This window comes from Micromonospora sp. NPDC020750 (assembly GCF_044334565.1).
GTDB lineage: Bacteria > Actinomycetota > Actinomycetes > Mycobacteriales > Micromonosporaceae > Micromonospora.
Map to the genome: position 1 here is coordinate 31997 of NZ_JBIRTH010000010.1, position 19016 is coordinate 51012.

At 71.6% G+C, this 19016-nt stretch carries 18 protein-coding genes; 11 read left to right on the forward strand and 7 right to left on the reverse strand.

Annotation, left to right across the window (positions count from 1 at the left end; genetic code table 11):
* Nucleotides 1-199 precede the first annotated feature (199 nt).
* Nucleotides 200-754 (forward strand): hypothetical protein, encoded by a 555-nt coding sequence (locus tag ACH4T9_RS26725; RefSeq protein WP_396671835.1) that lies wholly within the window; start codon nucleotides 200-202, stop codon nucleotides 752-754.
* Here the strand turns inward: ACH4T9_RS26725 and ACH4T9_RS26730 are convergent.
* On the reverse strand, nucleotides 739-1221 hold the full coding sequence (locus ACH4T9_RS26730; RefSeq protein ID WP_396671836.1) for a MarR family winged helix-turn-helix transcriptional regulator: 483 nt from the start codon (nucleotides 1219-1221) through the stop codon (nucleotides 739-741). The genes ACH4T9_RS26725 and ACH4T9_RS26730 overlap by 16 nt on opposite strands.
* 103 nt (nucleotides 1222-1324) lie before the next feature.
* Between ACH4T9_RS26730 and ACH4T9_RS26735 the strand changes: the two genes are divergently transcribed.
* Nucleotides 1325-1552: a hypothetical protein gene (locus tag ACH4T9_RS26735; protein WP_396671837.1), complete on the forward strand. Its 228-nt coding sequence runs from the start codon at nucleotides 1325-1327 to the stop codon at nucleotides 1550-1552.
* Between the two features lie 3 nt (nucleotides 1553-1555).
* Here ACH4T9_RS26735 and ACH4T9_RS26740 read toward each other — a convergent pair whose 3' ends face one another.
* The 5 genes from ACH4T9_RS26740 to dnaA all read right to left on the reverse strand — a co-directional run bounded on the left by ACH4T9_RS26740 (nucleotide 1556) and on the right by dnaA (nucleotide 8199).
* Nucleotides 1556-2119: a DUF721 domain-containing protein gene (locus ACH4T9_RS26740; protein ID WP_396672071.1), complete on the reverse strand. Its 564-nt coding sequence runs from the start codon at nucleotides 2117-2119 to the stop codon at nucleotides 1556-1558.
* Nucleotides 2120-2291: 172 nt separating this feature from the next.
* Nucleotides 2292-3425 (reverse strand): DNA replication/repair protein RecF, encoded by a 1134-nt coding sequence (gene recF, locus ACH4T9_RS26745; protein WP_396671838.1) that lies wholly within the window; start codon nucleotides 3423-3425, stop codon nucleotides 2292-2294.
* Nucleotides 3426-3441: 16 nt separating this feature from the next.
* Nucleotides 3442-4314 carry a phosphogluconate dehydrogenase (NAD(+)-dependent, decarboxylating) gene (gnd, locus tag ACH4T9_RS26750; RefSeq protein WP_396671839.1) on the reverse strand — a complete coding sequence of 291 codons (873 nt, stop codon included), beginning with the start codon at nucleotides 4312-4314 and terminating at the stop codon, nucleotides 3442-3444.
* 41 nt (nucleotides 4315-4355) lie between these two features.
* The gene (gene dnaN, locus ACH4T9_RS26755; protein WP_396671840.1) at nucleotides 4356-5489 is read right to left on the reverse strand and encodes a DNA polymerase III subunit beta; all 1134 of its coding nucleotides are present in this window, start codon (nucleotides 5487-5489) and stop codon (nucleotides 4356-4358) included.
* Between the two features lie 856 nt (nucleotides 5490-6345).
* Nucleotides 6346-8199 carry a chromosomal replication initiator protein DnaA gene (gene dnaA, locus ACH4T9_RS26760; protein WP_396671841.1) on the reverse strand — a complete coding sequence of 618 codons (1854 nt, stop codon included), beginning with the start codon at nucleotides 8197-8199 and terminating at the stop codon, nucleotides 6346-6348.
* Nucleotides 8200-8783: 584 nt separating this feature from the next.
* Between dnaA and rpmH the strand changes: the two genes are divergently transcribed.
* The 9 genes from rpmH to ACH4T9_RS26805 all read left to right on the forward strand — a co-directional run bounded on the left by rpmH (nucleotide 8784) and on the right by ACH4T9_RS26805 (nucleotide 17973).
* Nucleotides 8784-8921: a 50S ribosomal protein L34 gene (gene rpmH, locus ACH4T9_RS26765; protein WP_088959667.1), complete on the forward strand. Its 138-nt coding sequence runs from the start codon at nucleotides 8784-8786 to the stop codon at nucleotides 8919-8921.
* A gap of 35 nt (nucleotides 8922-8956) precedes the next feature.
* Nucleotides 8957-9373: a ribonuclease P protein component gene (gene rnpA, locus ACH4T9_RS26770; protein WP_396671842.1), complete on the forward strand. Its 417-nt coding sequence runs from the start codon at nucleotides 8957-8959 to the stop codon at nucleotides 9371-9373.
* Nucleotides 9370-9657: a membrane protein insertion efficiency factor YidD gene (gene yidD / locus ACH4T9_RS26775; protein WP_396671843.1), complete on the forward strand. Its 288-nt coding sequence runs from the start codon at nucleotides 9370-9372 to the stop codon at nucleotides 9655-9657. Before rnpA ends, yidD begins: the two co-directional genes overlap by 4 nt.
* Nucleotides 9658-9660: 3 nt before the next feature.
* Complete coding sequence (yidC, locus tag ACH4T9_RS26780; protein ID WP_396671844.1) at nucleotides 9661-10656, forward strand: membrane protein insertase YidC; 996 nt, start codon at nucleotides 9661-9663, stop codon at nucleotides 10654-10656.
* Between the two features lie 216 nt (nucleotides 10657-10872).
* A complete protein-coding gene (locus ACH4T9_RS26785; RefSeq protein ID WP_396671845.1) occupies nucleotides 10873-11466 on the forward strand; it encodes a protein jag in 594 nt (197 codons plus the stop codon).
* 4 nt (nucleotides 11467-11470) lie between these two features.
* Nucleotides 11471-12373, forward strand: a complete 903-nt coding sequence (gene rsmG / locus ACH4T9_RS26790) for a 16S rRNA (guanine(527)-N(7))-methyltransferase RsmG (protein ID WP_396671846.1) — start codon at nucleotides 11471-11473, stop codon at nucleotides 12371-12373.
* 266 nt (nucleotides 12374-12639) lie between these two features.
* A complete protein-coding gene (locus ACH4T9_RS26795; RefSeq protein WP_396671847.1) occupies nucleotides 12640-13995 on the forward strand; it encodes an AAA family ATPase in 1356 nt (451 codons plus the stop codon).
* Between the two features lie 27 nt (nucleotides 13996-14022).
* Nucleotides 14023-15084 (forward strand): ParB/RepB/Spo0J family partition protein, encoded by a 1062-nt coding sequence (locus tag ACH4T9_RS26800; RefSeq protein ID WP_396671848.1) that lies wholly within the window; start codon nucleotides 14023-14025, stop codon nucleotides 15082-15084.
* A gap of 2148 nt (nucleotides 15085-17232) precedes the next feature.
* The gene (locus ACH4T9_RS26805; RefSeq protein ID WP_396671849.1) at nucleotides 17233-17973 is read left to right on the forward strand and encodes a hypothetical protein; all 741 of its coding nucleotides are present in this window, start codon (nucleotides 17233-17235) and stop codon (nucleotides 17971-17973) included.
* Nucleotides 17974-18019: 46 nt separating this feature from the next.
* Here ACH4T9_RS26805 and ACH4T9_RS26810 read toward each other — a convergent pair whose 3' ends face one another.
* The gene (locus tag ACH4T9_RS26810) at nucleotides 18020-19012 is read right to left on the reverse strand and encodes a D-alanine--D-alanine ligase (RefSeq protein ID WP_396671850.1); all 993 of its coding nucleotides are present in this window, start codon (nucleotides 19010-19012) and stop codon (nucleotides 18020-18022) included.
* Nucleotides 19013-19016 lie beyond the last annotated feature (4 nt).

Sequence of the window (19016 nt, forward strand, 5' to 3'; positions counted from 1 at the left end):
CTCCCCCTACACGCCAAGCTCCGATCGGCGGGCGGCGTCGCCGCCGATCGGGCCGGGACGCTCGGGGGCCGGGGTCGCGCCGGAGCCCGCGACGGGCGTACGTTTGCGGCGCCCGGCGTGGCTGGTCTTGATCTTTTCCGGTCGGAACCGGACGATCGACCCGAACGATCCGACACGTGCTCTCAAGGGGTGACGCCAGATGGGGCTGGACAACGTCGCGGTGCACTGGCCGCGGACCGGCCGCTTCTACGACCCGGTCGCACCGGCCGAGTTCGTCGACTTCGGCGAGATCGTCGACCTGCCGCGGATCTCCGCGCCGACGGCGGCCCTCGCGGAACACATCGCCAAGACCGGGACCGTCCGGGCCACGGCGTACACCGAGCTGGTCGATCTCCTGCTCGGGCTGGAGAATGTGCTCTACGCCACGGACGCCGCCGCCGAGGACGAGGACCCGGTGATCGACCCGGACGGCTGCGCCTGGGTCGCCGGCGGGATCGAGCGCTTCGTGGCCGGGCACCGCCCGCACGGGGAGACGGTCGACTTCGACTCGGTGAGCAACGTGCTGCGCGGCCTGCTCGGCGACGGTCGCCTCGCCGAGCAGCAGCTGCGCTGGCTGGGCAGCCGGCTGGACGCGCTGCGCGACGAGAACGGCGACCCGCCGCAGTGGGACTTCACCTGCGCCGAGCTGGGCGTGCTGGCGGCCTTCTACCGCCGTTGCGCCGACCGCGGCTTCGCGGTCTACGCCGACGCCTGACCGGGGTTGGCACCGCCCGCGCCGGCCCGGTTCGTCGCCGCGATCACCCGGGTCAGGACGGCGTGCAGGTCCCGCAGCTCCCCGATCGGCATCCCGAGCCGCCGCACGATCGCCGGCGGGATCTCCTCGGCGCGGGCACGCAGCGCCTCGCCGCCCGCGGTGAGCGTCACGGCCAGGCTGCGCTCGTCGGCGGGGTCGCGCTCCCGCCGGACGTACCCGTTGGCCTCCAGGCGCTTGAGCAGCGGTGACAGCGTCCCCGGGTCGAGCTGCAACAGGCGGCTGAGCTCCCGTACGGACAGCGGCGCATGCTGCCACAGCGCGAGCATGACCAGGTACTGCGGATGGGTCAGCCCCATCGGCTCCAGCAGGGGACGGTAGACGGCGACCACGCCCCGGGCCGCCACGGAGAGCGCGAAGCACACCTGCTCCTCCAGGGCCAGGGGATCGCCCTCAAGCTGGTCGGACACCGCAGGCCTCCTCGTCGTCGCCGTTGCGATCCTAGCAACGATTGGTGTACCAATTATTGGTGCACGAAGTGTTTCCGGGCGCGGCGCGGGAGAGGCCAGGCGGATGAGCGACGACAAGCAGGTGGGCGACTCCTCGGGCAGGGGCGGCCGCCTCATGGGCTGGGTGTTCCGCAACCTCGCCGGCCCTTCCGAGGTACAGGGAGCGGTGCAGGGCGGCTCGCGCCATGCCCGGGAGGCGTGGAAGCAGGACCTGGAAAGGCGTAAGCAGTGGAGCCGTGAGCAGCGGGAACGCAGACGCGCCGAGCGAGAGGCCCAGCGCCCCGGCCACTGACCGTCAGCCGTAGGTGTCGCGTGGGCCCCGCCCCCGGACCCTGCGCGGTCCACGCGACCAGGACGGCGCGGCCGGGCCATGAATGTGCAGCTTGCGCACCACGTTGTGGCCCACCTCGCTGGCGATCTTCTTCAGCAGGGAACCGGCGAGCAGCCGTAGTTGGGTCGCCCACGCGGTGGACCGGGCCTCCACGGTCAGCTCGCCGTTCTCCAGCTTCACCGGACGGCTGTTCTGGGCCACCTCGGAGCCGACCACCCGTTCCCACGCGCCGAAGACCGTCGCCTCGGCGGCCGGCTGCTCCCAGCCGCGCGCCTTGACCAGCCGGTTGAGCACGGCACTCAGCGGCTGAGGGTCACGCGGATCCGGCCCCGGGCCCGAGTAGCCGCGCAGCCGCCGACCGCCCTCGCCGTCGCCGGACACCACGCTGCGCCGGCGGGTCCGGGCCGCCGAGTCACGGCGGGCCTTCGCGGCGTCCAGTACCGCCCGGGCCAACTCCGGCCCCGCCGCCCCTTCGGAGACGTCGTTGCCGCCAGCACCGGTGCCGGTGGCCGCTGGACCGTCGGCCACCGGACCGTCGGGCCGCCCGGCGCCATCGGCCGGCGCTGCCGCCTGGCCGCCGGCGCGCCGCCCGGCCCGGCGCGGCGCGCCCCCACCCCCGGCCGCGTCCCCGCCGGCCGTCGCGCCGGCCGGGGTACGTCCCGGGCGCGGCGGCCCGAGGCGGGCCGGTGGAAGCTCCCGCTCAGCCGACACGACGCACCGTCCCCTCGCCAACCTGGTATCGGGCGCCCCGCAGGCCGGTCGGCACGTCGTCGTCCACGGCGCAGGTCACCAGCACCTGACTGGCCCCGCCGACCAGCTCCGCCAGCCGCTCCCGGCGACCCACGTCCAGCTCGGCGAAGACGTCGTCGAGCACCAGCACCGGCTCGATGCCGTCGGATCGGAGCAGGTCGTACCCGGCCAGCCGCAGCGCCAGCGCGAGCGACCAGGACTCGCCGTGGCTGGCGTACCCCTTCGCGGGCAGCGGGCCGAGGTTGAGCACCAGATCGTCGCGGTGCGGGCCGACCAGGGTGGTGCCCCGCTCGACCTCGGCCGACCGGGACTCGGCCAGCGCCGCCGTCAACGCCTCGACCAGCGCCGCCCGGTCGGGCGTCGGGTCGGTCAGCTCCACCGACGGCCGGTACGTGACGCCGGCCGCGCCCCGGCCAGCCGCCACCGTGTCGTACGCCTTGGTGACGTGCGGGCCGAGCGCGGCGACCAGCTCCAGCCGGCCGGCGAGCAGCTCGGCACCGTGCCGGGCCAGGTGGGTGTCCCAGACGGCGAGGGTGGCCAGGTCCCCGCCCCGAGACCCGCCGGTCTTGCGGGCCAGGTACGCGGTACGCAACAGGGCGTTGCGCTGCTTGACCACCCGCTCGTAGTCAGCGCGCACCCCGGCGTACCGGGGCTGGCGGTTGACCAGTAGGTCGTCGAGGTAGCGGCGGCGCTCGCCCGGGTCGCCCCGGACGAGTTCCAGGTCCTCCGGGGCGAACAGCACCAGCCGCAGCGCGCCGAGAACGTCGCGGGCCCGCCGGGCCGGCGAGCGCCCCAACCGGGCCCGGTTGGCCTTGCCCGGCACGATCTCCAGCTCGACCAGCAGCTCGCGCCCGTCGTGCACCACGGCGCACCGGATCACCGCGGAGGACGCCCCCATCCGGACCAGGGGGGCGTCCGTGGCGACCCGGTGCGAGTCCAGGGTCGCCACGTAGCCCAGCGCCTCGGCCAGGTTGGTCTTGCCGACGCCGTTGGCGCCGGTCAGGACGTTCGGACCCGGCTCCAGATCGACGCCGACCTGCTCGTACGAGCGGAAGTCGACCAGTTCGAGCCGGCGGACGTACACAGGCTGTGGATACCGCTCAGCGCTTGTGGACGGCGTGCCCGCCGAACTGCTGGCGCAGCGCGGCGACGGCCTTCATCGCGGGCGAGTCGTCCTGCCGCGAGGCGAACCGGGCGAACAGCGACGCGGTGATGACGTTCAACGGCACGGCCAGCCGGACCGCCTCGTCGACCGTCCACCGGCCCTCACCCGTGTCCTCGGTGTAGCCACTCAGCTCGGCCAGTTCCGGGTCCTCGTCGAGGGCACGGTCGAGCAGGTCGAGCAGCCAGGAGCGGACGACGGTGCCCTCCCGCCAGGACTTGAACACGCCCGGCACGTTGGTCACGATCTCCGACTTGGCGAGCAGTTCGTAGCCCTCGGCGTAGGCGTGCATCAGGCCGTACTCGATGCCGTTGTGCACCATCTTGGCGTAGTGGCCGGCACCGACCGGGCCGGCGTGCACGAAGCCGAACTCGCCGGCCGGCTTGAGCGCCTCGAAGATCGGCAGCAGCCGGTCGACGTGCTCCTGCGCGCCGCCGACCATCAGGCCGTACCCGTTCGTCTTGCCCCAGACGCCGCCGGAGACGCCGACGTCGAGGTAGCCGATGCCCTGCTCGGCGAGCCGCTCGGCGCGGGGCGCGTCGTCGCTGAACCGGGAGTTGCCGCCGTCGATGATGATGTCGCCCGCACCGAGCACGCCGGCGAGGTCGTCGATGGTCGTGTCGGTGACGCCGGCCGGGACCATCACCCAGACGGCGCGGGGCGCGTCGAGCTTGTCGACCAGCTCGGCCAGGCTCGCGGCGTCGCTCAGCTCCGCGTTGCGGTCGTAGCCGACCACCTCGTGCCCGGCGGCGCGCAACCGCTCACGCATGTTGCCGCCCATCCGGCCGAGCCCTACCAGGCCGAGCTGCATCTGTTCCTACCTCCGCTGCGTCTGGATCAAGAAGGGTGCGATCAGCGGGAGACGCGGATCGGCATGATCAGGTACCGGTACCCCGAGACGACCTCACCATCCTCGCCTGCGGGGGAAATCACCGCCGGCTTGAACGCATCGACGAACGTGAGCAGCGCGAACTGGGCACCCAGGTTGTTCAGGCCGTCGATCAGGTACTGCGGGTTGAAGCCGATGGTCAGCGCCTCACCGGTGAAGGTGGCGTCCATGGCCTCGCTGGCCCGGGCCTCCTCGGTGCCGCCGGCCTCGACGACGAGCCCGTCGGAGCTGAAGCTGAGCAGCACCGGGGTGGTGCGCTCGGCGACCAGGGCGACCCGCTTCACGACCTCGATCAGGGTGCTCACCGCCACCCGGGCCTCGGCGTTGTGGCTGCTCGGGAACAGCGAGCGGACCGGTGGGTAGTTCGCGCCGTCGAGCAGCCGGCTGGTGGTGCGCCGGGTGCCGCCGAAGAAACCGATCATGCCTTCGCCGGCTGCGCCCTGGGAGAGCGCCATGGTGACCTGGCCGCCGAGCGGGCCGAGGGCCTTGGCGGTGTCGTGCAGGGTCCGGGCCGGCACGAGGGCGTTGATGCTCATCTCGGGGTTGTCCGGGTTCCACTCCATCTCGCGTAGGGCGAGGCGGTACCGGTCGGTGGCGAGCATGGCCAGGTTGCCGCCGGAGAGCTCGATCCGAACGCCGGTCATCATCGGCAGGGTCTCGTCCCGGCCGGCGGCCACGGCGACCTGGGCAACGGCTGCGGCGAACGCCGCGGCGTCGACGGTGCCGGCGCTCTCCGGCATCTCCGGGAGGGCGGGGTAGTCCTCCACCGGCATGGTGGGCAGGGTGAACCGGGCACTGCCGCAGACCAGTTCCAGATGCGCGCCTACCGCAGCGATGTCGACCGGCTTGGCCGGAAGCGCCTTGGTGATCTCGGCGAGCAGCCGCCCGGATACCAGCGCGGCACCGTCGGCGTCGCCCTGCACCTCGACGGTCACCTGGCTGGAGACCTCGTAGTCGAAGCCGGAGACCTGCAGGTTGCCGTCGGTCACCCGGAGCATCACGCCGGCCAGCACCGGTACGGAAGGCCTGCTGGGCAGGCTCTTCGCGGTCCACGCCACGGCCTCGGCGAGCGCGTCGCGCTCTACTCGGAACTTCATCAATGCCTCCGCGTCGACGTCAGCGACAACTCTCTCATGCCGACCGCTGCCTACCGTCCCGCCCGACCGTGCGGGTACCCATCGCACCTTAGGGCGCGGGGGCATCGGCTGTGCGCCCGACCCCGCAGATCGCGTCGGTGCCGGGCGGGCTGTCCCGGCCGTTCCGACCCGATCCACAGGAAGTCCAACGGTGATGATTGGTTTTTGTTCTCTTAGAAGAAGAAACTCATCGTCTTCATCGCACCTGTGGAAACTGTGGAAAACCGACGTCTGGGCAGGTCAGACAGGTTATCCACCGGTGGATTGGCTGTGGAGAACCGGGGGTACAACCGGCCCCTCGATCCACAGGCCGCCCGGCAGCGCCCAGTTGTCCACAGCTGTCCACCGGTTATCCACCGGTTATCCACCAACTTTCTCCCCAGACCTGTGGACGGACCGACCCGCTCGGATCGCCGTCGTCCCCAGAACCTTCAACAGGAAATCCACAGGGCCCCTCAGATCGGTGGACAACGTCTGCGTTGTCCCCAGGCGTCCACAGCCTCGTCCCCAGGGTTTTCCACAGCCTGTGGGTAACCGGCTGTGGGCGGACGGTAGTTTTCCACCGACTGTGGAAAACCCGCTGTGGAAAACCGGCGGCGACTGTGGACAACGAGCAGCGGTGGTGGACGGGCATCGCCCGATTCTGTGGCCTCAACCCGGTCGAGGGTCGAGCCCGAACCGCTCGGGACGCCCTGTGGACAACGGAGCCGTCGGGCGGAATGTGTCCGGGGTCACCCGCCTCCGAACGCGCGGACGCCCGGCCGGGTCCGGCCGGGCGTCGGGTCCTCACGCCGCGGGCAGGCGGCGGGCGTACGGCTCAGGTGGTCTGCTTGATCCGGTTGGTCAGCTCGGCGATCTGGTTGTAGAGCGAGCGGCGCTCCGCCATCTGCTGACGGATCTTCCGGTCGGCGTGCATGACGGTGGTGTGGTCGCGGCCCCCGAACGCCTGCCCGATCCGGGGCAACGACAGGTCGGTCAGCTCGCGGCACAGGTACATGGCCACCTGGCGGGCGTTGACCAGCACCCGGGACCGGGAGTGCCCGCGCAGGTCCTCCAGGCTGACCCCGAAGTAGTCGGCGGTGGAGACCATGATCTGGTCGGCGGTGATCTCGGGGCCGGCGCCGTCGGGGATGAAGTCCCGCAGCACCTCCTCGGCCAGCGAGAGCTCCACGGTCGACCGGGTGAGGCTGGCGAACGCGGTGACCCGGATCAGCGCCCCCTCCAACTCCCGGATCGAGTTCGACACCCGCGAGGCGATGAACTCCAGCACGTCCGGCGGGGCGTACAGCCGCTCCTGGGCCGCCTTCTTCTGCAGGATCGCGATCCGGGTCTCCAGGTCCGGTGGCTGGATGTCGGCCAGCAACCCCCACTCGAACCGGGTGCGCAGCCGGTCCTCCAGCGTGGCGAGCTGCTTCGGCGACCGGTCTGAGGTGATCACGATCTGCTTGTTGGCGTTGTGCAGGGTGTTGAAGGTGTGGAAGAACTCCTCCTGGGTCCGCTCGCGGTTCTCCAGGAACTGGATGTCGTCGATCAGCAGGATGTCGACGTCGCGGTAGCGGCGCTGGAACGCGCTGGTCTTGTCGTCCCGCAGCGAGTTGATGAAGTCGTTGGTGAACTCCTCGGTCGAGACGTACCGGACCGAGCGGGCGTTGCCGAGCGTGGTGGCGTAATGGCCGATGGCGTGCAGCAGGTGGGTCTTCCCCAGCCCGGAACTGCCGTAGATGAACAGCGGGTTGTACGCCTTCGCGGGCGACTCGGCCACCGCGACCGAGGCGGCGTGCGCGAACCGGTTGGACGAGCCGATGACGAACGTCTCGAACATGTACTTCGGGTTGAGCCGGTTCCCACCGGCCTCCGCGCCGCCGGGCCGCCGGTCGTCCCGGCCGCCGGGCCGGTGATCCGCGACGCTGCGCCCCGGACCGCTGTCCGTCGCGCCGTCGCGGGGCAGCCGCGGGCCGCTCGCCGGCCCGGCGTCGCGGTACCGGGGCTCGTAGGGCCGGCTGTCGGCACCTGAGCGCCCCTCGTAGCCGCGCCGGCCCGGCGGAGGCGGTTCGGCGAAGGCGGCGCTGAACAGCGGCTCCTGGGCGTCCCGGCTGGCCGGCACCAGCCCCGGCCGGTGACCGTCGGAGCGCGCGGGGGCGTCATCCTCCGACGGGTGCTCCGACGCGTCGCGCTCCAGGTAACCGGCGTCCTCGCGCCCGGAACCGGCCGGTCGGCCGCGGCCGGCGTGGGCCTGCTCACCCCGGTCCGGGTACCCGGGGGCGGGGAAGCCGGGCTCCGGCTCGTGCCGGTCCGCTCCCTGCCCGTCGTAGCTGCGGGCGTCGAAGCCGGAGGGCCCGTCGAAGCCGGGTGGGCCGTCGGCGTCAGGGCCGCTGCGGTAGACCGTGCCCGCCGGGCGTCCGGCCGCGTCCTCGGCCACCCGAACGGTGACGGCCACCTGGATCGGCCGGCCGAGCCGCCGGGTCAGCGCCTCGGTGATGGCGGGCCGCAGCCGGGACTCGATCACGTCGCGGGTGAACGCGTCCGGGACGGAGAGCAGTGCGGTGTCCTCCACGATCGCGCGGAGGCGGGTGAGCCGCAGGTACGCGCGTTGCTGCGCGGAGATGATCTCATCGGCGAGTTCGTCCGTGGTCGCGGTCCACACCGCGGCAAGGTCGGTAGTACCGGCCACCGTCGTGCCACCCCCTCGCCTCTGCTCCCGACCGCCGCTGGTCCAGCCCGAACGGCTGACCGGTCGTCGTTATCCACAAGTTATCCACAGCCTGTGTACCGACCGATTGTGGCCTCCCGCCGGACGCGGGTCGGACCTGCCCCCTGTCTGGGCGGGCGCTGAAGCGGGTTCCACCGTGCCGAACGATTCACTACCTTGTCCGGTCTTGCCTGCCGACGCCAATCGGCTGCCGGCGCGGACCGCAATCGCGCACGCTAACAGCGGGGGGCGGGGCCCATCAACCGTCACCGCGCGGCACCCTTGTCGGCATCAGTGAAAACCACCGCTTCGGTCGTGTTCGAGGCCCGGCGGAGCCGTAGTACGAGGTGTTTGACGGTCATTGCCCCCCTGCGTAGGCTGGAGCGGCTGCTCTACCGCCCTCTGCTAGGGTGGTGCGTGCTTGCTGTCCGTGGTCGTCCTCCCCGCATAATCGGGGTCCCGCGCCCTCGGGCAGCACCGATCGGAGCCACCGCCGAGGGTGGCCTGGACCACCACACGACCCCTGCGGGCCTACGCGCGGGGCGTATGAAAACGGAGAGCCTGACGTGAGCAAGCGCACCTACCAGCCGAACAACCGCCGGCGCGCGAAGACCCACGGCTTCCGGCTGCGCATGCGCACCCGGGCCGGCCGCGCCATCCTCTCGACCCGTCGTTCCAAGGGCCGCACCCGCCTGTCGGCCTGAGGCCGACCGGTCCGGTCCGGGGGACGTGGGCAGTCGTGCTGGCGGCCGCGCAACGACTGCGGCGCAGCAGCGACTTCGCCGCAGCGGTCCGGGCTGGCCGTCGAGCCGGCCGAGGCTCGCTCGTCGTCCACCTGACACTGCCCGCCACACCCGGCACCACCATCGATACCTCGCCGAAGCCGGCGCGGACCCCCGGTACGGAGGAAACCTCCGTACCGACCCGCGCCGGCTTTGTCGTGTCCAAGGCCGTCGGCCCCGCCGTGGTACGTAACACGGTTCGGCGTCGGCTGCGGCATCTGGTCCGCGAGCGGCTGGCGGCCCTGCCGGCCGGCAGCATCCTGGTGGTACGCGCGTTGCCGGCCGCAGCCGAGGCGTCGTACGCCCGGCTCGGGGCCGACCTCGACGGGGCGCTCGCCACCGCCCGCACACCCCGGGGGCGGCGGTCCCGATGAGCAGCGGTTCCGCCGCGCCACGGCCGACGAGCCCGGGTGCCCGGGTGCTGACCTGGCCCATCGTCGCGTACCGTCGTTGGATCAGCCCGGCGCTGCCGGCCCGCTGTCGGTTCTACCCATCGTGCAGTGCATACGCCCTCGAGGCGGTCTCCCGGCACGGCGCGCTCCGGGGAGTCGGCCTGACGGTCCGGCGGTTATCGCGCTGCCACCCCTTTCACCCAGGTGGATACGACCCGGTGCCCGAGCCGGGCGGTCGCCGCCGTGCCGATGTGACTGGAGCCTGAGAATTGTTCAGTCTGGACTGGATCTACTACGCGATCTCGTGGATCCTGCTGACCTGGCACTCGGCGTGGGATGCCGTCGGCGTGCCGGTCAACGCGGTGATCGGTACGAACTGGTCCTGGATCCTGGCCATCGTCTTCCTGGTGGTCACCGTCCGGGTGATCCTGTTCCCCGTCTTCGTCAAGCAGATCAAGTCCCAGCGGGCCATGCAGGCGCTCCAGCCCAAGGTGAAGGAGCTCCAGGAGAAGCACAAGGGTGACCGGGAGACGCTCCAGAAAGAGATGATGGAGCTCTATCGGAAGGAAAAGGCCAACCCGCTCATGGGCTGCCTTCCGATGTTCCTCCAGATCCCGGTCTTCCTCGGTCTCTTCCACGTGCTGCGCCGCCTCGACCCGGGGAAGAGCGAGAACAACAAGACCCTCTACGGCTGGGCGGTCGAACAGTTCAACAGCGCCTCCAGCGCCAAGATCTTCACCGCCCCGATCGCCGGCAAGTTCGGCTCCACCGCTGACGAGTTGGCGGCGCTGAACGCCAACGGCACCACCGTGAAGGTGATCGCTGGCATCCTGGTTCTGATCATGATGGGCACCACCTACCTCACCAGCCGCCAGATGATCCTCAAGACCGGCTGGGCGGAGGACCCGCAGCAGAAGATGATCCAGCGCCTGATGCTCTACGGCATCCCGCTGTCGCTGCTCGTCTCGGGTGCGATCTTCCCGATCGGTGTGATCATCTACTGGGTCACCAACAACATGTTCACTCTCGGCCAGCAGCAGTGGGTGCTGCGCAAGTACCCGCCGCCGCCCACCCCGGGCCGCACCGGTGCCCCCGGGTCCCGCGGGCCGGTCCAGCCGGCCAAGAAGATCGGCGGGCTGCTCGGCCGCAAGGCCGCCCCGGCCCCGGTCAAGCAGGCCCCGTCCGCTCCGAAGATCGCCGGTCCCAAGCCGGGCGCCAAGCCGGTCAACCCGAAGAAGGGCGGCCCGGCCAAGCGTCAGGGCTGATCCTCCGCCGTCCGTCGCCGGCCCGGCCGGCGACGGACGGACCCGGCCCCCTGGCAGCCGCTCCCAAGGCAGGCGCCGGGCCGGAACCGCCGCGCCCAGCGCGGACACGGGCGAGAGTGGCCCGTACAGACGTGCCCAGGGCACCGGCGATCTCCTGCCGGACCCGGGAAACCAGCGGACCCGACGGTCCGGCCGAGCGAGTACGGAGATGAGACCGTGACCGAGACCAGCATCCCCAGCGCTGACCAGTCCGTGGACGAGGAGAGCGCACCGATCGAGGCCACCGACGACACCGAGGCGGAGGAGGGCAAGGCCGGCTCGGGCACGCGGGAGAAGAAGGCCCCGGCCGAGAGCGAGCTGTTCCGGCAGAGCGAGATCGCGGCCGACTACGTCGAGGGGCTGCTCGACATTCTCGACTACGACGGGGACATCGACGAGCTGGTGTCCGGTGGCCGCCCGGTAGTCGAGGTGGTCGGCGACGGGCTGCAGAGCCTGGTCGGTCAGCGCGGCGCCACGGTGGAGGCGCTCCAGGAGCTGGCCCGGCTGGCGGTGTTCCGGCAGACCGGCACCCCGAGCCGGCTGCTGCTCGACGTCGGTGGCTACCGGGCCAACCGCCGCAAGGAGCTCGCCGCCGTCGCCAAGAACGCGGTGGAAAAGGTCAAGGAGTACGGCGAGCCGGTGCGGCTGGAGCCGATGTCCGCGTTCGAGCGCAAGTGCGTCCACGACGTCGTCAACGCGATGAGTGGGGTGGAGAGCGAGTCCGAGGGCGTCGAGCCGAACCGCCGCATCATCGTCCAGCCGGCGGACTGATCGGGTGACACACGACGACACCACGGCTGACGCCGTGACCGTCCCGGGTGGCACGCCGCCCGGGCCGTCGCCTGTCGGGCCCCGCCGACACGCCGACGTGCCGGGCCCGAGCGACGTGCCAGGCCCGAGCGACGTGCCGGGCCCGGCCGTCGGGCTGGACTTCACCGACGGGTCGGACCCGGCCGTTGCGGCGTTGCCGCCGGAGTTGGCCGAGGCGGCGCGTTTTCTCTTCGGCGACCGGCTCGACCTCGCCGCCGCGTATGCGGAGGTGCTCGCCACCGACGGCGTGCTCCGGGGCCTGATCGGGCCGCGCGAGGCACCACGGATCTGGGAGCGGCACCTGCTGAACTGCGCCGCGGTGGCGGAGCGCATCCCGGAGGGCGTGTCGGTGCTGGACGTCGGTTCCGGCGCGGGTCTGCCCGGCCTGGTGCTCGCGATCGCGCGCCCCGACCTGACCGTGACGCTGGTCGAGCCGTTGGCCCGGCGTACCTCGTTCCTCGTCGAGGTCGTCGAGAGGCTGGGTCTGACGAAGGCCGTCCGGGTGTTCCGGGGCCGGGCCGAGGAGGCGGCGACGGGGTCCACCGGTGTCGGGCCGTTCCGCGTGGAGATTGTCACCGCACGAGCGGTGGCCCCACTCGATCGGCTCTCCGCCTGGTGCCTACCGCTGGTGGTGTCCGGCGGACGCCTGTTGGCGGTGAAGGGATCGTCCGCCGGCGACGAGATCGCTGAGCATGCCAAGGCGGTTGCCAAACTGGGTGGGGGTGAGCCCAAGGTGCACCACTGCGGGGTCGGGGTGATCGAGCCGCCCGCGACGGTGGTGGAGATTGTCCGGGAGCGGGTCGTGAACCAGCCGCGGGTCAAGCCTGCGGCGAAGCGGACGCGTGGTGGGTCGCGCCGGGGTCGCTGATCCGACTTCCCTGAATCTCCGCCGGCTTCCCACCGCAGGTCGCGTCGTTGATAGTGAGACGGGCGTGTGGTGGTCTGAATAACCCGACGTGGACCGGCCACGCCTGTCCGCCGTAGGCTGGCCGCGCGTCGATAGTGTGGAGCGGGCGGCATCTGCGCCCCGGGGGACCCCGGCCGCTTCCGCCGGGCCGTAGGCTCCGTGGTGCGACGAGCGTGGCCAAGACGACGGGGTGCGGACCGACCATCCGGAGCGGGCAGGGATGACAGGTGCATGACGACGGCAGGTACGACGATCCACGGGTGACGACGGGCCGCGGGGGACGCTCTGCGGCCGACCCCGTTTCACGTGAAACCGACCAGGGTGATCGGGCCACCCACCCCCCGGACCCGGGCTCGCCGTCAGCCGACTGCGATCCGGCGGTTCGCCGCGACGCGTCGACCGGCTCGGGTGGAGCCCCGCATTCCGTGGGAAGGTCCGGCACGGTCTACGGTGCGAGCCGCCCCGATGACCTGGCCGTCGCCAAGCGGGCCGCGGCGGAACAGCGCGACACCGCCGCGCCTGTCCGGTTCGAGTCGTCGCCCTCGGCTGTGGCTGCTGTTCCCCGACATCCCGCACCCGGTGCGGTGCCCGATGCGACCCCTGGAGTCGCTGTTCCTGTCGACACGCCGGTGTCGCCGGCCGGGGCCTTCGGGGCCGATCCGGCGGATGCCGCGTACGTTTCACGTGAAACCCCGACGCGCGAAGAGGATGACCCACCGTTGGCTATGGAGGCTATGCGCGCCGTGCAGATCCTTAATCCGAGTGGCGAGGTGACCATGCCCCGCCCCGAGCGGACCCGGGTGATGTGCGTCGCCAACCAGAAGGGCGGCGTGGGTAAGACCACGACCACGGTGAACCTGGCGGTGGCGCTCGCCCTGCATGGAAACCGGGTCCTCGTGGTCGACCTCGACCCGCAGGGCAACGCGTCGACCGGGCTGAGCGTCCCGCACCATACCGGGGTCCCGGACGTCTACGACTGCTTGATCAACAGCGTGCCGCTGGAGGAGGTGGCCCAAGGCGTCGAGGGCATCCCCAATCTGTGGTGCGTGCCGGCCACGATCGACCTGGCCGGCGCGGAGATCGAGCTGGTGTCGGTGGTTGCCCGGGAGTCTCGCCTGGTCCGGGCAATCGCCGCCTACCCCGGGCACTTCGACTACGTCTTCATCGACTGCCCGCCTTCGCTCGGCCTGCTCACCGTCAACGCGCTGGTGGCCGCGCAGGAGGTGCTGATCCCGATCCAGTGCGAGTACTACGCGCTGGAAGGGCTCAACCAGTTGATCAACAACATCAACCTGGTCCGTCAGCACCTCAACCCGAGGCTGGAGGTTTCCACCATCCTGCTCACCATGTATGACCGGCGTACCCGGCTGGCCGACGCGGTGGAGCAGGACGTCCGGAACCACTTCGGCGACAAGGTGCTCCAGGCGGTCATCCCCCGGAACGTCCGCGTCTCGGAGGCTCCGAGCTACGGCCAGTCGGTGGTGACCTACGATCCCGGTTCACGGGGGGCGACGAGCTATTTCGAGGCCGCCCAGGAAATCGCCGAGCGTGGGGTCAAGGCACCGGTGAGCCGGAATGTGTAGTGCGGACGAGTCGCTGGGAGGCGTCGTATGAAGAACCGTCCCCGGGGCGGTCTGGGTCGGGGTCTCGGTGCCCTGATTCCCACCGGTCCGGTCCAGCCCGCCGGAACGATGACGGCGACGCCTGAGTTCGGTGAACGCGCCGCCCAGGTTCCGCCGGCGATCGCCGGGCCCGCAGCGACCGAACCGATGGCGGCGCCGGAGCCGGTGGTGACCGAGTCCGAACTGACGGGGCCCGAGTCGACGGAGCCCGAGCTTCAGCTCAGCCCGGTGCCGGGCGCCCGGTTCGCCGAGATCCCGGTCGACGCGATCATGCCCAATCCGAAGCAGCCCCGCCAGGTCTTCGACGAGGAGGCGCTGGAGGAACTGAAGACCTCCATCCAGGAGGTTGGTTTCCTCCAGCCGATCGTGGTGCGGGCGCTGGACGGCGAGAAGTACGAACTCGTCATGGGCGAGCGCCGGTGGCGGGCCGCACAAGCGGTCGGTCGGGAGAACATCCCGGCGATCATCCGGGACACCCGCGATGACGCCATGCTCCGGGACGCGCTGCTGGAGAACATCCATCGAGCCAACCTCAACCCCCTGGAGGAGGCCGCCGCCTACCAGCAACTGCTGGAGGAGTTCGGCGCGACCCACGAGGAGCTGGCCCGGCGGATCGGCCGCAGCCGACCGCAGATCTCCAACACCATCCGGCTGCTGAACCTGCCCGCCCCGGTGCAGCGGCGGGTTGCTGCCGGGGTGCTCTCCGCCGGCCACGCCCGGGCACTGCTGAGCCTGGACGAGGCGGAGGCCCAGGAGCAACTGGCGCTGCGCATCGTCGCCGAAGGGCTGTCCGTCCGGGCCACCGAGGAGATCGTTGCGCTCGCGCTGGCGGACGGCCCGGCCAAGAGCTCCGCCGCGAAGCGACGGACCAAGCCGCACGCCCCCGCCCTGACCGATCTTGCGGACCGGCTCTCCGACCGGTTCGACACCCGCGTGAAGGTGGACATCGGACGCAGCAAGGGCAAGATCACGATCGAGTTCGCCACGGTCGACGACCTTGAGAGGATTGTCGGCATCATCGGGGTCGGCCAGGAGGAAGCCGAGGACTGACCCGGATTTGGACCCCGGCCGCGCCATCCGTGCAGGACGGCGCGGCCGGATTGTCTTCCGGCCCCTCCCGGTACGGGCGGCGCCGCCGGAATCACAGGCCACGCAATCAGCCGCAGCAGTCGGCCGGTTACGGCCAGCCTCGCCGCACCGGCTCCGGGTCGACTCGAACCTGCCCCGCCCGAAGTCCTCGGCGTGGACCGAGGCGAGCACGTGGAGTCTGAGGGGAAGCCGGTGCGTGTGTTGCGGGGCTGAGCCTCGCGACGGCGGGACCTGATGGCCGATGAACCGGGGTGACGCGGGGTTCCGAACGCGGACGGCAGAGCAGCCCTCTGTGTTGGCTTCTGCGGGCATGATCGGTGTGACGCGGTTCCGGGGGTGGTCGGGATCAATCACGAGGTCCCAGGGCCGCCAGGAAGCCCGCCCTGATGGTAGGGGCGGCGGGGCGCGGCGGCTCGGAACCAATCGTGTGTGCCCGGCAGCGCCGGGACGACGTTCCACGTGAAACGTTCGCTATGCCCGGCGGGCGCCGTCAGGAATCCGGCCAGGGGAGCCCAGCCCGTCGGGCCCTGCGACCACACCGCCATTGTGGCCCTCTCCAAGCGGCCTGTATGCCGCCTGCCAACGCGCCCACAGTACAGTCGTGGATCCGGTGGCATCGGTGTGCGGACTGAAGGGCGCGAACGGGCGTCTCGTTCCCACGCCATCCCGTTTAGGTGAGGCAGCCCGCCGTTGGATGGAGCCGGTCTCCGCCGCAGCGAGCCGCCCAGTCCCTGCCCCTCCGGGCGCAGGTTCGCCCACGGGAACGAAGCGCCGTCCGCGAGGGAGTGCCCGTTTCACGTGAAACGGGCCCCTGCGGTGGGGCCGTCGACGAGTGAAGTCACATCGGTCGACGGCGGCGGGTGGTCCCACGAGGCCGGACCCGCCGGCGGAGGTGACCAGAAGCGGGTGGGGCGCGTCGCCGTGGCTTCGGGACGGACCGGCCGGGGACGAAGAGCGGCACCTGCCGAGGAGCGGCACTAGCAGCAGAGCGAGCCGGGCCGAGCGAGCCCGGGCCGAGGGGGCGGAGCCGAGGGGGCGGAGCTGGGCGCCGGCTGCTGGAGCGGAGATCGGGACCAGAGCCGAAGGCCGGGGTTCGGCCAATACGGGCGGCCACGAGAGGGCGAAGGTCGGCGGGGCCAGTGCTCGGGTCCCGCCAGCCCGTGCGGGCCGGGCGCTACTCGGATCGCCACCGTCGGTTTCACGTGGAACCCGGACGGGGCCGACGACCAGGAAGCCGGGAGGGCGGGACGACATCGGCACGCCCGGTACGGGGGCGTGCGTGCGTCCTGGGCGGCATACACAGCCGGTCCGTCCCTGGGAGCGCGTTGGGCCGGACGGGCGCACCGTGTGGTGCCATGTCATCGGGCTCGCTCGTAAGCCCCAGCCAGCCAGCCAGCCGGCTCGGCGCCCGCCGCGGTGCCAGGCTCTAGTCCCGCTTGCCGTGCCGGAGTCTGTCCGGCCGCCGGAGGCAACGCGGCGGCATTCCGGCCGACCCTGGACCCTCCCCTGCCGCGCGACCTGTTCCTTCGGGGAGTAGCCACCGAATCGGATGAAGCCATGGAAGTCAGCGTGCCGGGGCGGAGCGGATCACGGCGGGGGCACCCATGGCCAGCAGAGGCCGGATGGCCGACCGGTCGCGAGGTAGCGTCGCGGCGGCCCGATTTCGCTCCTGGCCGCAGCACCGCTATAGATCTCGTCCACCAGAACAACTCACCCTCGGCTCGTCCCGCGCGCCCCTGAACGGGCCTCGAAGTGCTCACATTCTGGTGGCTGGGCCAGCGACCCATCTCTCTTCGGTTCGTTAGGTACGAGGGAGCTGGTGGGCCTGTGTACAACTTTGCTGCCGAGCCGCCAAGTTATCCACAGCGGTTTTCCACAGGCACCCCCCGTTTCACGTGAAACCCCGCGTGAAACGCGGTGCCAGCCTGTGGATGACGCGGGGTGGTGATGACCCCGGGGGCCTGTGGATAACGTGTGGATAGCCGATGAGTTGTCGAGCCGGAGCGGGCTGATCGGAGCGGGGACGAGTGGCTGTGGCCGGCCCGGCGTACCCGGGGGCAGGCGAATCAGGTAGGGACAGCCGTGGCTCGCTCGGTTAGGGTCAGCGTCGTGCACGACACCCCTCCCTCAGTTCCCGATTTCACCTCCTGGCCCTCTTTTCCCTTCGAAGGAGACCTTCAGGTCAAGCACCTCGACGCCCCGGTCGCGGTGGAGCCCCCGCGCAAGGGCGAGGGAGCTCAGGAATGCACGGCGTGCGGTGCGCCGGACGACGCGTACATCTGGGTCGGCGAGCGTTGGCGGGTTCGGGCCATGGATCGGCCGACCGGGCTACCGATGGTGCTGATCCTGGAGGCCCGTTCCCACCTCGACCTCGGCGACCTGCCCAACCTTCTCGCCGCCGAACTGGGCGTGATGACGGTCCGGCTGGAACGGGCCATCCGCTCCCTCGACGGCGTCGCGCGAGTCCACGTCAACCGCTGGGGTGACGGTTCCGCCCACCTGCACCTGTGGTTCCTGGCCCGGCCGTACGGGCGACTCCAGCTCCGGGGCACGTTCCTGTCGCTGTGGGACTCGATCCTTCCGCCCATCTCCGAGGAACAATGGCGGGAGAACCTGGCCCTCGTGGCCGCCTGGCTGGCCGATTTCGGCGGCCGCCCGCTGGCCGAGCCGCCCCGTATCCAGTGGCAGGCGCCGTCGAGCATCGCCGCGCAGTCGTCCGCCCCCGCTCCGGACGAGGACGACACGGTCGGGGTGATCGAAGCGGCCGAGGAGATCCCGGAGCCGGACGGCGGGGAGGACGCCGCCGCCCCGCCGACCGACAAGCCGACCGGTGAGCCCGGACGCCACTGACACCGCGCAGCGGTCAGGCGCGCGGGAAGGCCGGCGCGCGGGAAGGTCAGGCGGGACGGGCGGCGGCCCGGCTCACCAACGACCCGAGCAGCCGGCCGAAGTCCAGACCGGCGGCCTGCACCGCGAGCGGCAGCAGCGAAGTCTCCGTCATCCCCGGCGAGACGTTGACCTCCAGAACGTGCGGCTGGCCTTCCGCGTCCACGATGAGGTCGACCCGGGACAGGTCGCGCAGCCCGAGCGCGATGTGCGCGGCCACGGCCACCTCGGCCACCGTGGCCGCGACCTCCGGGCCCAGCCGCGCAGGGGCGTGCCAGGTGGTCCGGCCGGCGGTGTACCGGGCCGCGTAGTCGTACACGCCGTTGCGGGGCACGATCTCCACGGCGGGCAGCGCCTGCGGCCCCTCCCCGAGGTCGACCACCGAGACGGCGACGTCCATGCCGGGGACGTACCGCTCGACGAGCGCCGTCGAGTCGTACGCGAAACAGCCGACCATCGCGGCCGGCAGCGACGCCGCCTCCCGGACCACGGCGGCACCCAGCCCGGAACCGCCCTGCGCCGGCTTCACCATCAGCGGCAGGCCCAGCCGGTCGACGATCCTGTCCAGCACCGCCACCGCCCCCAGCTCGGAGAACCGGTCGTGCGGCAGCGCCACCCAGTCGGGGGTGGGGATGCCGGCCTCCCGAAGCACCGCCTTGGCCGAGGGCTTGTCCCACGCCAGCCGGGACGCGCGGGCGTCACAGCCGACGTACGGGACGTCGCAGAGGTCGAGCACGCCGCGCAGCGAGCCGTCCTCGCCGGTGGCGCCGTGCAGGGCGATCACCACGGCGTCGGGCGGGTCGGCGACCAGCGCCGGCAGCAGGGCGATGTCGGCGTCCCGCAGCTCCGCCTCCACCCCGACGGCCCGGAGCGCGTCGAGCACCCGGCGGCCGGACCGGAGGGAGACGTCCCGCTCGTAGGAGAGCCCACCGGCGAGCACCAGCACGTGAGGCTCGGCGGAGGGGTCGGTCACGGTGATGCGCTCGGCAGGGGTCGAAGCCATGCCG

Excerpts from the sequence above, each read along its gene's own strand:
- gnd (WP_396671839.1), bottom strand. The coding sequence starts at position 4,314 with ATGCAGCTCGGCCTGGTAGGGCTCGGCCGGATGGGCGGCAACATGCGT.
- ACH4T9_RS26725 (WP_396671835.1), top strand. The coding sequence starts at position 200 with ATGGGGCTGGACAACGTCGCGGTGCACTGGCCGCGGACCGGCCGCTTC.
- yidD (WP_396671843.1), top strand. The coding sequence starts at position 9,370 with ATGAGCAGCGGTTCCGCCGCGCCACGGCCGACGAGCCCGGGTGCCCGG.
- ACH4T9_RS26800 (WP_396671848.1), top strand. The coding sequence starts at position 14,023 with ATGAAGAACCGTCCCCGGGGCGGTCTGGGTCGGGGTCTCGGTGCCCTG.
- dnaN (WP_396671840.1), bottom strand. The coding sequence starts at position 5,489 with ATGAAGTTCCGAGTAGAGCGCGACGCGCTCGCCGAGGCCGTGGCGTGG.
- ACH4T9_RS26735 (WP_396671837.1), top strand. The coding sequence starts at position 1,325 with ATGAGCGACGACAAGCAGGTGGGCGACTCCTCGGGCAGGGGCGGCCGC.
- ACH4T9_RS26810 (WP_396671850.1), bottom strand. The coding sequence starts at position 19,012 with ATGGCTTCGACCCCTGCCGAGCGCATCACCGTGACCGACCCCTCCGCC.